Below are 12,339 nucleotides of genomic sequence, written 5' to 3'. Positions count from 1 at the left end.
GGCATTATTGCTGGCGCTATCTGATTTGGGGAGGCTAGACATGCACACGATCCTGCAGCCGGAGGGCTGGGCCAAACCGGTCGGCTATGCCAACGGCGTCGCGGCGCGCGGCCGCATGGTGTTCGTCGGCGGCCAGGTCGGCTGGAATGCCGAATGCAAGTTCGAGACCGACGACTTCGTGAGCCAAGTGCGCCAGACGCTCGCAAACATCGTCGCCGTGCTGGCGGAAGCCGGCGGGGAGCCGCGGCACATCACCTCGATGACCTGGTATTTCACCGACAAGGCCGAATATGTCGGCAACCTCAAAGGCATCGGCGAGGCCTATCGCGACGTGATCGGCCGGCATTTTCCAGCGATGGCGGCCATGCAGGTTGTGGCGCTGGTCGAGGACCGCGCCAAGGTGGAGATCCAGGCGACCGCGGTGATACCGGAGTAGCTACTGGCGAAGCCCCGCCTGCCTGAGCAGCGGCAGCACGTGGTCGCAGAAATAGGGCAGTTCCTGCGTGTAGTTGACGAAGGACAGCGCGATGCCCTGATAGCCATGCCCGGCAATTTCCGCCATTTCGGCGGCAATCGTCTCCGGTGTGCCAACCAGCGGATAGGTGCCGGCGCCGCCCGCGAAACGCTGGCGATAGCGGTCATAGGCATGCGGGTCGTGCGACTGGGAGAATTCCTTCTTGCCCGCCATGTGGGCATCGACCGCTTCGTGATCGGCCATCGCGACGGCGTAGCGCGTGTAATAGGACTGCGCTTCTTCCATGGTCGGACGGCAGACCACATGCGCCACGGTGTAGACGCCGACGTCGCGGCCTATCCTGGCGGCCCGCTCGCCGATGTCGGCGACATGCTTGCCGGCATCGCTCATCTCGGAAAAGGTCGTGAACAGGTAGTCGCATCGTGCAGCAGCGAAATCGCGGCCCGGACCGCCGAAGGCGGCATTCATAGTCACCGGGCGCGGCACCTGCAGGCTGGCCGGCCGGCTTACTGCCTCCTTCAGCCGATAATAGGTACCCTCATAATCGAGCGGCTCGCTCGAGGCATAGAGACGTTCGAGGATCTCGATCCACTCGGCGGCCTGGTCATAGCCCTTCTCGACCAGCGGCGTGCCGAACATGCCGAATTCCTTCGGGTTCCAGCCGCAGACGATGTTGAGCCCCGCCCTGCCCTGGCTGACATGGTCGACCGTCGCAAGCGCCTTGGCGGCGTAGAGCGGATGCACCAGCGGCACATGCACGGTCATGAACAGGCCGATCCGGTCGGTGGCGGCGGCAAGGGCGGCGGCCCAGGTGAAGGTCTCGAAGGAGAATTCGCGCACCTTGTTGCGGCCGCCGAAACCGCGCCATCTTGCGATCGGCAGCATGAATTCAAGGCCCGCGCGGTCGGCGATCTGCGCCGCCGTCAGATTGTCCTGCCAACTCGCCGTCCAGCGCTCCGGCACATCGGTGATCGCAAGCCCGCCATCGGCGTTCGTGGAAAAGACGCCGAGCTTCAATCTGTTCGGGCCGTGCAGGGGATGTGCCTTGATCATGTCCGGAAGCCTTGGGCGTAAGTAGGCCCGATACGCTAGGCCCCGGCAAAAATATTTCAAGCCTGAAATAGCTTCGCCTCGCTGTCGTTTGCGGATATGCATTGGGAGCACGAACAGGGGATCGGTATGAGCGAGTTCCGCCAGAAATGCGTCGGCAAGACGAACCTCATCGGGTCCTTCGTCGCAATTCCCCATCCGGTCGCCGTGGAAGTGATGGCATCCTCCGGTCTCGATTTCCTGTGCATCGACTGGGAACACGCGCAGATCTCGCGCGACATGATCGAGGCCATGGTGCGCGCCGCCGACGTGCATCGCGTGCCGGCGATGGTGCGCGTTCCCGGACACGCGCCGGAAGCCATCCAGTCGGCGCTGGACAGCGGCGCGCAAGGCGTGCTCGTTCCTCGCGTCTCGACAGCCGCCCAGGCCACGATGGCCGTCAAGGCCTCGCGCTATCCGCCGATGGGCGATCGCGGCGTCGGCCCCGGCCGGGCCGCCGGCTACGGCTATCGCATTCCCGAATATCTTGCCGCCGCCAATGATCGGATCGTCGTGGCCGTCCAGGTCGAGACCGCCCAAGGGCTGGCCAATATCGAGGCGATCGCGGCCGTCGACGGAATCGACCTGGTTTTCGTCGGCCCAGGCGATCTCTCGGTGTCGATCGACGCAGTCGGGCCAAAGGGCGCGGACAGGCTCGATGCGGCAATCAAGAGCATCATCGCCGCGACGCTCGCCCATGGCAGGACCGCCGGCATATTCTGCGCCAGCCCGCAAAATGTCGGCCGATGGGCAGCCATCGGCGCGAGCTTCTTCGTGCTGGCCAGCGACACGATGTTCCTTGGCGCCGGCGCAGCAGCGAACTGCGCCGCCGCGCGCGAGGAACTGGAATAGAGGCCAAAAGGCGTATCGGCGGAGCAACGGGCCGTCTGAATTTTTTAAGCTTAAAACTTTTGCCTTGAAAAGCCCGGCACTTTGGATAGCATCCAAGTCGATTGCGGCTGCCGTGCCGAGAGATCTGGCAGTCCATCATGGGCTCCGGGTGGGAGGGTTCCGTCCTTGTCGTTTGTGTTGCCCCAGTCGTCGTCCAGCGCGCGCTATGCGTTCGATGGCGTGCGGGCGCAAATTCGCGACTTGCACACCGAAAACATCGCAAACCTGGCGGTCCGCGCCCGGGAACTCGGCGATGTGATCGCGCTGTGGTACGGCGAGGGCGACATGGTGACGCCGGCCTTCATCCGCGACGCGGCAAAGGCCGCTTTCGACGAGGGCCTGACCTTCTACGTTCCCAACATGCGCGGGCACGGCCCGCTCAACGAGGCGCTGTCGGAGTACCAGACGCGCATCCACGGCCGCTCCATCCCTATCGCGCGCACCACGGTGACGCCGGGCGGCATGCAGGCGCTTTATCTGGCGTTGGAACTGCTGGTCGATACCGGCACCAACGTTGTCTATGTCGCGCCGCAATGGCCCAACATCCACAATGCCATCCATCTGATCGGCGGCGAGCCGCGGCCGTTCTCGCTCGACTTCAAGGGCGACTGGCAGCTCGATCTCGACCGGCTTTTCGCAACCTGCGACGCGCGCACCCGCGCCATCTTCCTGTCGACGCCGTCCAACCCGACCGGCTGGACCGCGTCGCGCGAGGAGATGCGGGCGCTGCTTGATTTCAGCCGGCGCACCGGCATCTGGATCATCTCAGACGAGGTCTATGGCCGGCTCTATTTCGACGGCGACGTCGCGCCTTCGATCCTGCAGATCGCCGAGGACGGCGACCGGGTGCTGTCGGTCAACAGCTTCTCGAAAGCCTGGGCGATGACCGGCTGGCGTATCGGCTGGCTGACGCATCCTTCAGGCGTTGCCGATCAGCTTGGCGCGATGACGCAATATGTCAACAGCGGCACAGCAGCACCGATCCAGGCGGGCGCCGTTGCCGCAATCCGCCAGGGCGAGCCGCTGGTGGAGGAAATCAGGCAGCGGATCAGGACTGGCCTCGACCTCGCCTATGACAGGCTGGCGCAAATCCCCGGCATCATCCTGCCGACCAAACCGCGCGGCGGCATGTATGCCTTCTTCGCCATGGAAGGCGAAAGCGATGCGCGGCAGGTCTGCGCCAGTATCCTGGAGACCGCACGGGTCGGGCTGGCGCCCGGTCACCTGTTTGGAAATTCGGCGGCAGCATTCCTGCGCATGTGTGTGTGCCGTGACCGCGACCAGATCGCGACCGCGCTGGAGCGCATGGTCGCCGCCATGAATTGACGCCCCGCTGGGAGGCGGGGCGGCAAGAAACCGTGCGGGGCAAGCCCCGCCCGATCGACAACCAGAGGGAAGACCCAGAGGGAAACCAAATGAGCTTTACGCGTCGCAACCTGCTTGTTCTGGCCGCGGCCATCGGTATCGCCGCCGGCCCCGCCACCGCTTATGCCGCCGACGTTCTCAATGTCGGCGCCTACCCGACCAATCCACCCTTCGAATACAAGAACGAGAGCGGCACCTTCGAGGGCTTCGAGGTGGATATCATCAACGAAGCGGCCAAGCGCATCGGCATGACCACCGATATCGCCGATCTTGGCTTCCAGGCCCTGTTTGCGGCTGTCAGCTCCAATCGCATCGATGTCGCGATCTCCTCGATCACCATCACGCCGGAGCGACTGAAAACGCTGTCGTTCACCCAGCCCTACTATGATTCCGACATGGGCATCGCCACCAAGACCGACAGCGCGATCAACACCGAGGCCGACCTCAAGGGCAAAATCGTCGGCGTGCTGTCCGGTTCCACCGGCGAGACCTGGGTCAAGAACCACCAGGCGGCCGACGGCTTCAGCGACGTGAAGGGCTACGACACGCAGCAGAACCTCTTGCTCGACCTCAGCGCGGGCCGCGTCGACGCCGCCGTCAGCGACATCCCGGGCATGCAGTATTCCTTCCAGAAGATGAAGGACCTCGTCGTCAAGCAGCGCATCAAGACGGGCGAGCAGTACGGGCTGATGATGAGCAAGGACCATCCGCTGCTCGGCAAGCTGAACGACGCGCTGACAGCGATGAAGAAGGACGGCACGCTGGCCGCCATCCACAAGAAGTGGTTCGGCACCGATGCCCCGGCCGACTCCTCGACCGTCAAGGAAATGCCGATGCCCAAGGCCTGAGCGGCGACGGACAAAGGCGACGTGCCGGCTCGCAAGGCCGGCACGTCCCGTTTCACACAAGACCTGCCCGGGGGCCCTCTCTGGTAGGCTTCGCCGATCCCGGTAAACCGGCTTGGCTCTGGCGTCGCAAGACGCAAACGGTTCGGGAACGCTCACATGTCGCTGATCGACACCTTCTTCAACCCCGAGGTCATTGCGTCGAGCCTGCCGGCGCTGCTGCGCGGCTTCCTCAACACACTGCTGCTCGGGCTGATGAGCATCGTCATCGGCATAATTGTCGGACTTGTGATCAGCCTGGTGCGGCTCTATGGGCCGAAGCCGCTGCGCTGGCTTGCCATCGGCTATACCGACATCTTCCGCGCCCTGCCCGTGCTGGTGGTGCTGATCCTGATCTATTACGCGCTGCCTTTCCTCGGCATCCGCCTGTCGTCCTGGGCGTCCGCCGTGACGGCATTCGCCATCATCATGTCGGCCTACTCTGCCGAAGTGTTCCGCTCCGGCATAGAAAGCATTCCGAAGGGCCAGTTCGAGGCGGCGCAAGCGCTCGGCCTGCCTTTCATGCTGACCTTGCGCAAGGTGGTGCTGCCTCAGGCGATCCGCGTGGTCATCCCGCCGATGACCAGCAACTGCGTCTCGATGTTCAAGGACACTTCGCTGGCCTCGACCGTGGCGCTGCCTGAACTTTTGAAGGAGGCGACCAATGCGCAGTCGCTCTACGCAAACCCCTCGCCGCTGATCGGGGCGGCGCTGGTCTATCTCATCTTCCTCTGGCCGATGGTCCGCCTCGTCAGCCTGCTGGAGCGCCGCTTCCAGACCGAGAAGACGCGCTGACCTGACCAATCGATCCGTCCAAATTCCCCCCTGGAGCGTACCCCCGTGAACAGACATCAGACCGACCGCATGAACGCCGCCGCATTTCCCGTCGGAAAAATCCGGGACATGTTCCCGGCGCTCAAGCAGGCCGGCGATTTCATATTCATGGACAATGCCGCGGGCGCGCAGATCCCGCAAAGCGTGCTGGATGCCGTGACCAACCACTTGGTTTCGCACAATGTGCAGCGCGGCGGCCGCTATGGCCGCAGCGTCACCGTCGACCAGTCGGTCGCGCGGGCGCGGACAAGCGTTGCGCTCCTCATCAACGCCTACAGCCCGTCCGAAATCTGCTTCGGCATGAACGCGACCTCGTTTATCCGGCTGGTCAGCCTCGGCATCGGCCAGATGCTTCAGGAGCGCGACGAGATCATCGTCACCGACATGGATCACGACGCCAACATCGCCACCTGGCTGGCGCTGGAATCCTCCGGTGCCAAGTTCAAATGGTGGCGCATGCGCGAGGACGGCAACCTGCATGTCGACGACCTCAAGCCGCTCGTCTCGGAACGCACCCGGCTCGTCGCCTGCACGGTGACGGCGCATTCGATCGGCTCGATCGTCGATGTGGCCTCTGTGGCGAAAATCGCGCATGCCGCCGGCGCCGAAGTGTTCCTCGACTGCGTGCACTACGGACCGCACGGGCTGATGGATGTGCAAGCCTGGGACTGCGACTATCTCGTCTGCTCCGGCTACAAGAATTTCTCACCGCATATGGGCTTCCTGTGGGGCCGCTTCGACACGCTGAAGCGGTTGCCCACCTTCCGCGAGGATTTCATTCCCGACGAGCCGCCCTACAAGGTCGAGGCCGGCACCTTCATCTACGAGAATGTCTCGGGCATGGATGCGGCCGTCCAATATCTTGAATCGATCGGCCGGAACTTCCTGCCCGAGAACAATCGCTCGCGCCGCGACAACATCGTCGCCGGTATGGGCGCCATCCGTGGTTACGAGTTGATGCTGGCGCGCGAGATGATGAAGGTGTTGAAGGATTGCGGCGCCACCATCTACGGCGTTGCCGACGAGGCGCGCATCGACGAGCGCGTGCCGACCTTCTGCTTCAACATCGGCAAGCTGTCGCCGCAACGGATCGTCGAGGAGATGGCCGCCATGCAGATCGGCATCCGCGACGGCCATATGTATGCGCCGCGCCTGATGAAGCGGCTGAACCTGTCGATGGACAGCGGCGCGATCCGCGCCTCGTTGGTGCACTACAACACGATGGAAGAAGTGCACAAATTCGGCGAAGCCCTGCGGGCGATTATCGCGAAGTTGTCGTGATGGATCGGTGCCTGACGCCTTGCGTCAGGCCGCCTTCTTCTTCGCCAGCCTCGCCTTGATCGAGGCCACGTCGGCGCGCGGCGTCGCGGCGAAGAGCGTCTTGGTGTAGGCGTGTTGAGGGTTGGAGAACACCTCGTCGCGCGGGCCGTATTCGACCGCTTCGCCGAAATACATGACCATCACGTCGTCGGCGATGTAGCGCACCACCGACAGGTCGTGGCTGATGAAGACGTAGGTCAGTTGGAACTCGTCCTGCAGGTCGGCCAGCAGGTTCAGCACCTGCGCCTGCACTGAGAGGTCGAGCGCCGAAACCGGCTCGTCCAGCACCAGCAGGCTCGGGTTCAGCATCAGCGCGCGGGCGATGGCGATGCGCTGGCGCTGGCCGCCCGAGAACATGTGCGGGTAGCGGTTGTAATGCTCCGGTCCCAACCCGACCTTCTTCAGCATCTTCATCGCCAGTTCGCGCCGTTCCTCGGCCGACTTGTCGGTGTTGATGAGCAGCGGCTCCCCGAGAACATCGCCGATCTTCTGGCGCGGATTGAGCGAGCCATAGGGGTTCTGGAAAACGATCTGCACCTTGCGGCGCATCTCTTTCGACAGGCCGTCCCTGGCGATGTCGACCTTGTTGCCGTCGATGAACAGCTCGCCAGACGTCGCCGGGTCAATCAGCGTGATGATGCGGGCGAGCGTGGACTTGCCGCAGCCGCTCTCGCCGACGATCGCAAGCGTCTTGCCCTTGTCGACGCTGAAGGAGACGCCCTTGACCGCATGCACGGTGCGCGCGCCGCGGAACAGGCCGCCGCCGACATGGTAGTCCCGCTTGATGTCCTTGCCTTCGACGACCTTGGTCATGCGCCCGCTCCGGTCACCCTGGCTTCCTGTGGCGCGGGCTCGAACAGCATGTCGGACACGGTCGGCAGGCGGTCGCCGACGGCATTTTCCGGCAGCGCGGAGAGCAGAGCGCGCGTGTAGTTGCTCTTCGGCAATTCAAAGAGCGACAGCACGTCGGCCTCTTCCATCTTGCGACCCTTGTACTGGACGATGACGCGGTCGGCGGTCTCGGCCACCACGCCCATATTGTGGGTGATCATGATCAGGCCCATGCCGTATTTGGCCTGCAGCGAGACCAGCAGATCGAGGATCTGCTTCTGGATGGTGACGTCGAGCGCGGTGGTCGGCTCATCGGCGATCAGCAGCTTCGGGTTGCAGGCGATCGCCATGGCGATCATGACGCGCTGGCACTGGCCGCCCGACATCTGGTGCGGGAAGGAATTGAGCCGATCGGCGGGATCGGGAATGCCCACCTGCTTGAAAAGCTCGATCGCGCGCGCACGGCGCTGGGCCTTGTCCATGCCCATGTGAAAGCGCAGCACTTCCTCGATCTGGAAGCCGACGGTGAAGCAGGGATTGAGGCTGGCGATCGGCTCCTGGAAGATCATGGCGATGTCCTTGCCGATGATCTTGCGACGATCCCCCGGGCTCATCTTGAGGAGATCGCGGCCGTTGAAGGTCATGCGGTCAGCGGTGACGGTGGCCGTCCACGGCAGCAAACCCATCACGGCAAGCATCGACACCGACTTGCCCGAGCCGGATTCGCCGACGATGGCCAGCACCTCGCGCTCGTCGACGTGGAGCGAGACGCCGTCGACGGCGCGGAACGGTCCCGACGCGGTCTGGAATTCGACGACGAGGTTCTGGATGTCGAGCAGCGCCATCACGACCTCCTGAGCTTGGGATCGAGCGCATCGCGCAAGCCGTCGCCGACCAGGTTGATGGCAAGCACGGTGATGAGGATGGCAAGGCCCGGGAAAGTCACCACCCACCAGGCGCGCAGGATGAACTCGCGCGCCGAGGCGAGCATGGTGCCCCATTCCGGTGTCGGCGGCTGCGCGCCGAGGCCGAGGAAGCCGAGCGCTGCGGCCTCCAGGATGGCGTTGGAGAAGGACAGCGTGCCCTGGACGATCAGCGGCGCCAGGCAGTTCGGCAGAATGGTGGCAAGCATCAGCCTGATATGGCCGGCGCCCGCGACCTTCGCCGCCACGACATATTCACGGCTCTTCTCGGCCATGACGGCCGCGCGAACCAGGCGGGCGAAATGCGGCTGCAAGACCAGCGCGATCGCCAGCATGGCGTTGAACAAGCCAGGGCCAAGGATGGTGACCAGAACCAGGGCCAGCAGCAGCGACGGAAAGGCCAGGATCAGGTCCATGACGCGCATGATCGCGACATCGACCCAGCCGCGGAAATATCCGGCGAGCAGGCCGAGCGTGATGCCGCCGGTGAGCGCCAGCGTAACGACGACCGCGCCGATCAGCAGCGAGAAGCGCGCGCCGTAGAGCAGGCGCGAGAGGATATCTCGGCCGACGGGATCGGTGCCGAGCAGATATTGCGTCGAGCCGCCTTCCTGCCATGCCGGGGGCCGCAGAAAAGCGGTCTTGTCCTGGACATCCGGCGCGTAGGGCGCGAGCAGGGGCGCGAAGAGCGCGGCCAGCACCAGGAGGATGAAGACGAACAGGCCGATCACGGCGCCGCGGTTCACCGAGAAATAGTGCCAGAAGGTCTTGAGGCCGGTGAGCCGGTCCGGGCTGCCGGCGGCCATCGGGGCGATTTCTGTCGACTGGCTCATCTACGCCGCCCTGATGCGCGGGTTGATGACGGCGTAGAGCACATCGACGATGAGGTTCACCGCCATGACGATGAGAGCGATCAAGAGCAGGCCTGACTGCACGACGACATAGTCGCGCTTGAAAATGGAATCGACCATCCACTTGCCGATGCCCGGCCAGGCGAAGATGGTTTCGGTGAGGATGGCGCCTGCGAGCAGCGTGCCGACCTGCAGGCCGATGGTGGTGACGACCGGGATCAGCGCGTTGCGAAGTGCATGCACTCCAACGACGCGGGCGGACGACAGGCCCTTGGCGCGCGCTGTGCGGACATAGTCCTCGCCCAGCACCTCCAGCATGGCCGAACGGGTCTGGCGCGCGATTACCGCCAGCGGAATGGTGCCGAGCACGATCGCCGGAAGGACGAGATGGCTGAGCGCCGATCGGAATGCGTCCCACTTGCCATAGAGGAGGCTGTCGACGGTCATGAAGCCGGTGATCGGCTTGAAGAAGAATTGCAGGCCGATACGGCCCGAGACCGGCGTCCAGCCGAGATAGCCGGAGAAGAAGATGATGAGCAGCAGGCCCCACCAGAAAATCGGCATCGAATAGCCGACAAGCGCGGTGCCCATCAGCGATTGATCGAACCAAGAGCCGCGCTTGACGGCGGCGAAGATGCCGGCGGGAATGCCGATCACCATGGCGAAGATCATGGCGAAGAAGGACAGTTCCAGCGTCGCCGGGAAGAGCGTCTTGAATTCCTCGAGGACCGGGCGCTTGGACGAAATGGAGACGCCGAAATCGCCGGTGGCGACCTCGCCGACATAGCGCGCATACTGCTCCCAGATCGGCAGATTGTAGCCGAACTGTTGCTTGAGCTCTTCGTAGCGGGCCGGGGCGACGCCATGCTCGCCGGCCATTGCGAGGATCGGATCGCCGGGCAACAGCCGGACGAAGGCGAAGGCACAGATGGTGATCCCGACCAGGGTCGGGATCAGGAGGGCAATTTTATTGAGAAGATATCGGAGCATCGTCAATATGGAATGGGGCGGCGCCTAGTTGCGCCGCCCCGTTCGCAATATTATTCGGCCTTGTCAACGCCGTCGAAGCGGTGAATGCCGAGAGGATCCATCTTGTAGCCGGTGACATTGTTGCGAACCACCGAGTAGACCTGGCTGTGCGCCAGGAGGAAAGCAGGGGCTTCCTTCGCGAAGATCACCTGCGCCTGCTGATAGAGCTTCGTGCGCTCAGCCTGGTCGCTGGTCTTCTTGGCCTTCTGGATCAGGTCCTCGAAATCCTTGTCGCACCAGCTCGAATAGTTCGAGACGCCGATGGCGGAGCAGGCGAAGAGAGTGGCGAAGAAGTTGTCCGGATCGCCATTGTCGCCGGTCCAGCCGATCTGGAAAGCGCCGGGACGGTCCTTCTTCTTGCCTTCCTCGCGGTACTTCGTCCACTCATAGTTGACGATGGTTGCCTTGACGCCGACCTTGGCCCAATCCGCCTGGATCAGTTCGGCGGCACGCTGGAAGTTCGGGTTGTAGGGACGAACGCGATCGGAAGCCCAGAGCTGGATTTCCTTCAGCCCGGCAGCCTCGAGCACCTTCTTGGCCTCGTCCGGGTTGTAGGCATCGGTCTTCACATCCTTGTCCCACGACCACATGGTCGGCGGGATGAGGTTCTCGGCGGGCGTTGCGCCAGCGTCCTGGAACAGCGACTTGATCAGGGCTTCCCGGTCGATCGCCTGGTTGAGCGCGTGACGCACCTCGGGCTTGTCGAGCGGCGGGATGGTGGTGTTGTAGCTCATATAGCCGATGTTCAGGCCGGCCTGATCCATCAGGGTCACATCCTTGTTGGCCTTGATGGTGGCGATGTCGGCCGGGTTCGGATAGGGCGCGATGTCGCATTCGCCGGCCAGCACCTTCTGGATACGAGCGGTCGCGTCAGGCGTGATGGCGAAGACGAGGTCATCGATCTTCTCCTTGCCCTTGAAATAGTCGGGGTTGGCTGCGTAACGGATAACCGAATCCAGCTGATAGTCGACGAACTGGAACGGGCCCGTGCCGATCGGCTTGGTCGAGAAGTCGGCCATCTTGCCGTCCTTCTGCAGCTGGTCGGCATATTCCTTCGACACGATCGAGGCGAAGTCCATGCCCAGATTGGCCAGCATCGGCGCGTTCGGCTCGGTCAGCGTCAGCTTCACGGTTAGGTCGTCGACCTTCTCCCACTTGGCGACATATTTCGGCATGTCCATGCCGGTGTAATAGTCCCAGGTGAGGTTCGGCAGATACTTGTCGCCGTTCCAGGGATTCTGCTTGTTGAACTGGCGATCGAAGGAGAAGACGACGTCATCGGCGTTGAGGTCGCGCGTCGGCTTGAAATAGTCGGTGGTCTGGAACTTCACCCCCGGATGCAGATGGAAAGTATAGACCAGACCGTCGTCGGAAATTTCCCATTTGTCGGCGAGGCCCGGCTCGATCTCGGTGCCGCCATGCTTGAATTCGACCAGTCGCGAATAGACGGTGCGCGAAGACGCGTCGAAGTCGTTACCGCCAGTCGTCGTACCCGGATCGAAATTGGCCGGCGACGCTTCCGAGCAATAGACGAGCGTCTTGGCACTGGCCATGCCGCTGAGGACGCTTGCAGCCAGCAACGCGGCTGCAAAAGTCATTGTCTTTTTCATTGAGCACTCCCTGATTTTCTCTCAAGCCCCTCTATCAGGCTCGCGAAGCGCGCATATAAGCACCGTTTGTTGGCCTTTGGAACACCTAGCGTGCGTACCCCACGGGAAGCAGGAAAAGAATCCGGATTGTGCCCCAGCGATAGAAAAAACGAGCAATCTTTTCCGCTCACGACATTGTTAACAACTGCATTTTTTTATTGATCCTCCGCCTTCGGAAACGACCCGGGGCGGCCTGAC

12 protein-coding genes are annotated in these 12,339 nt (G+C 63.1%); 6 read left to right on the top strand and 6 right to left on the bottom strand.

The annotated features are described in order from the left end of the window. Positions 1 to 40 precede the first annotated feature (40 nt). Complete coding sequence (locus ACR64R_RS25665; protein ID WP_487359036.1) at positions 41 to 436, top strand: RidA family protein; 396 nt, start codon at positions 41 to 43, stop codon at positions 434 to 436. On the opposite strand, the gene ACR64R_RS25660 is transcribed toward ACR64R_RS25665, so the two are convergent. Then, positions 437 to 1,528, bottom strand: a complete 1,092-nt coding sequence (locus tag ACR64R_RS25660; protein WP_487359035.1) for an LLM class flavin-dependent oxidoreductase — start codon at positions 1,526 to 1,528, stop codon at positions 437 to 439. Positions 1,529 to 1,654: 126 nt separating this feature from the next. On the opposite strand from ACR64R_RS25660, the gene ACR64R_RS25655 reads away from it, so the two are divergent. From ACR64R_RS25655 to ACR64R_RS25635, 5 genes are all read left to right on the top strand, one after another. Next, positions 1,655 to 2,416, top strand: coding sequence for an HpcH/HpaI aldolase family protein (locus ACR64R_RS25655; RefSeq protein ID WP_487359034.1), 762 nt, complete (start codon positions 1,655 to 1,657; stop codon positions 2,414 to 2,416). Positions 2,417 to 2,581: 165 nt separating this feature from the next. Further along, positions 2,582 to 3,781, top strand: coding sequence for a pyridoxal phosphate-dependent aminotransferase (locus tag ACR64R_RS25650; protein WP_487359033.1), 1,200 nt, complete (start codon positions 2,582 to 2,584; stop codon positions 3,779 to 3,781). An 89-nt stretch (positions 3,782 to 3,870) separates the two neighbouring features. Beyond that, entirely contained in the window at positions 3,871 to 4,668 is a 798-nt protein-coding gene (locus ACR64R_RS25645; RefSeq protein ID WP_487359032.1) for an ABC transporter substrate-binding protein, read from the top strand. A gap of 156 nt (positions 4,669 to 4,824) precedes the next feature. Next, positions 4,825 to 5,499, top strand: a complete 675-nt coding sequence (locus ACR64R_RS25640) for an amino acid ABC transporter permease (protein ID WP_487359031.1) — start codon at positions 4,825 to 4,827, stop codon at positions 5,497 to 5,499. A 45-nt stretch (positions 5,500 to 5,544) separates the two neighbouring features. Next, complete coding sequence (locus ACR64R_RS25635) at positions 5,545 to 6,819, top strand: cysteine desulfurase-like protein (RefSeq protein WP_487359030.1); 1,275 nt, start codon at positions 5,545 to 5,547, stop codon at positions 6,817 to 6,819. Positions 6,820 to 6,843: 24 nt separating this feature from the next. Here ACR64R_RS25635 and ACR64R_RS25630 read toward each other — a convergent pair whose 3' ends face one another. From ACR64R_RS25630 to ACR64R_RS25610, 5 genes are read right to left on the bottom strand one after another with little or no spacing between them, the layout of a single operon-like run. Next, positions 6,844 to 7,671, bottom strand: coding sequence for a dipeptide ABC transporter ATP-binding protein (locus ACR64R_RS25630; protein WP_487359029.1), 828 nt, complete (start codon positions 7,669 to 7,671; stop codon positions 6,844 to 6,846). Beyond that, positions 7,668 to 8,534 (bottom strand): ABC transporter ATP-binding protein, encoded by an 867-nt coding sequence (locus ACR64R_RS25625; protein WP_487359028.1) that lies wholly within the window; start codon positions 8,532 to 8,534, stop codon positions 7,668 to 7,670. The genes ACR64R_RS25630 and ACR64R_RS25625 overlap by 4 nt, the downstream gene beginning before the upstream one ends. Beyond that, on the bottom strand, positions 8,534 to 9,445 hold the full coding sequence (locus tag ACR64R_RS25620; RefSeq protein WP_487359027.1) for an ABC transporter permease subunit: 912 nt from the start codon (positions 9,443 to 9,445) through the stop codon (positions 8,534 to 8,536). The genes ACR64R_RS25625 and ACR64R_RS25620 overlap by 1 nt, the downstream gene beginning before the upstream one ends. Then, positions 9,446 to 10,453, bottom strand: coding sequence for an ABC transporter permease subunit (locus tag ACR64R_RS25615; protein WP_487359026.1), 1,008 nt, complete (start codon positions 10,451 to 10,453; stop codon positions 9,446 to 9,448). Between the two features lie 50 nt (positions 10,454 to 10,503). Then, positions 10,504 to 12,102, bottom strand: a complete 1,599-nt coding sequence (locus ACR64R_RS25610; RefSeq protein ID WP_487359025.1) for an ABC transporter substrate-binding protein — start codon at positions 12,100 to 12,102, stop codon at positions 10,504 to 10,506. Positions 12,103 to 12,339 lie beyond the last annotated feature (237 nt).

It is taken from the genome of Mesorhizobium sp. MC2-1-1 (assembly GCF_057597255.1).
The sequence above is the reverse complement of the archived record's forward strand: the minus strand, read 5'-3'. Positions and strand labels throughout refer to the sequence as shown.

Bases quoted from the DNA above. Each gene is read 5' to 3' on its own strand.
- ACR64R_RS25665 (WP_487359036.1), top strand. From the start codon at position 41: ATGCACACGATCCTGCAGCCGGAGGGCTGGGCCAAACCGGTCGGCTAT.
- ACR64R_RS25660 (WP_487359035.1), bottom strand. From the start codon at position 1,528: ATGATCAAGGCACATCCCCTGCACGGCCCGAACAGATTGAAGCTCGGC.
- ACR64R_RS25655 (WP_487359034.1), top strand. From the start codon at position 1,655: ATGAGCGAGTTCCGCCAGAAATGCGTCGGCAAGACGAACCTCATCGGG.
- ACR64R_RS25645 (WP_487359032.1), top strand. From the start codon at position 3,871: ATGAGCTTTACGCGTCGCAACCTGCTTGTTCTGGCCGCGGCCATCGGT.
- ACR64R_RS25640 (WP_487359031.1), top strand. From the start codon at position 4,825: ATGTCGCTGATCGACACCTTCTTCAACCCCGAGGTCATTGCGTCGAGC.
- ACR64R_RS25630 (WP_487359029.1), bottom strand. From the start codon at position 7,671: ATGACCAAGGTCGTCGAAGGCAAGGACATCAAGCGGGACTACCATGTC.
- ACR64R_RS25625 (WP_487359028.1), bottom strand. From the start codon at position 8,534: ATGGCGCTGCTCGACATCCAGAACCTCGTCGTCGAATTCCAGACCGCG.
- ACR64R_RS25620 (WP_487359027.1), bottom strand. From the start codon at position 9,445: ATGAGCCAGTCGACAGAAATCGCCCCGATGGCCGCCGGCAGCCCGGAC.
- ACR64R_RS25615 (WP_487359026.1), bottom strand. From the start codon at position 10,453: ATGCTCCGATATCTTCTCAATAAAATTGCCCTCCTGATCCCGACCCTG.
- ACR64R_RS25610 (WP_487359025.1), bottom strand. From the start codon at position 12,102: ATGAAAAAGACAATGACTTTTGCAGCCGCGTTGCTGGCTGCAAGCGTC.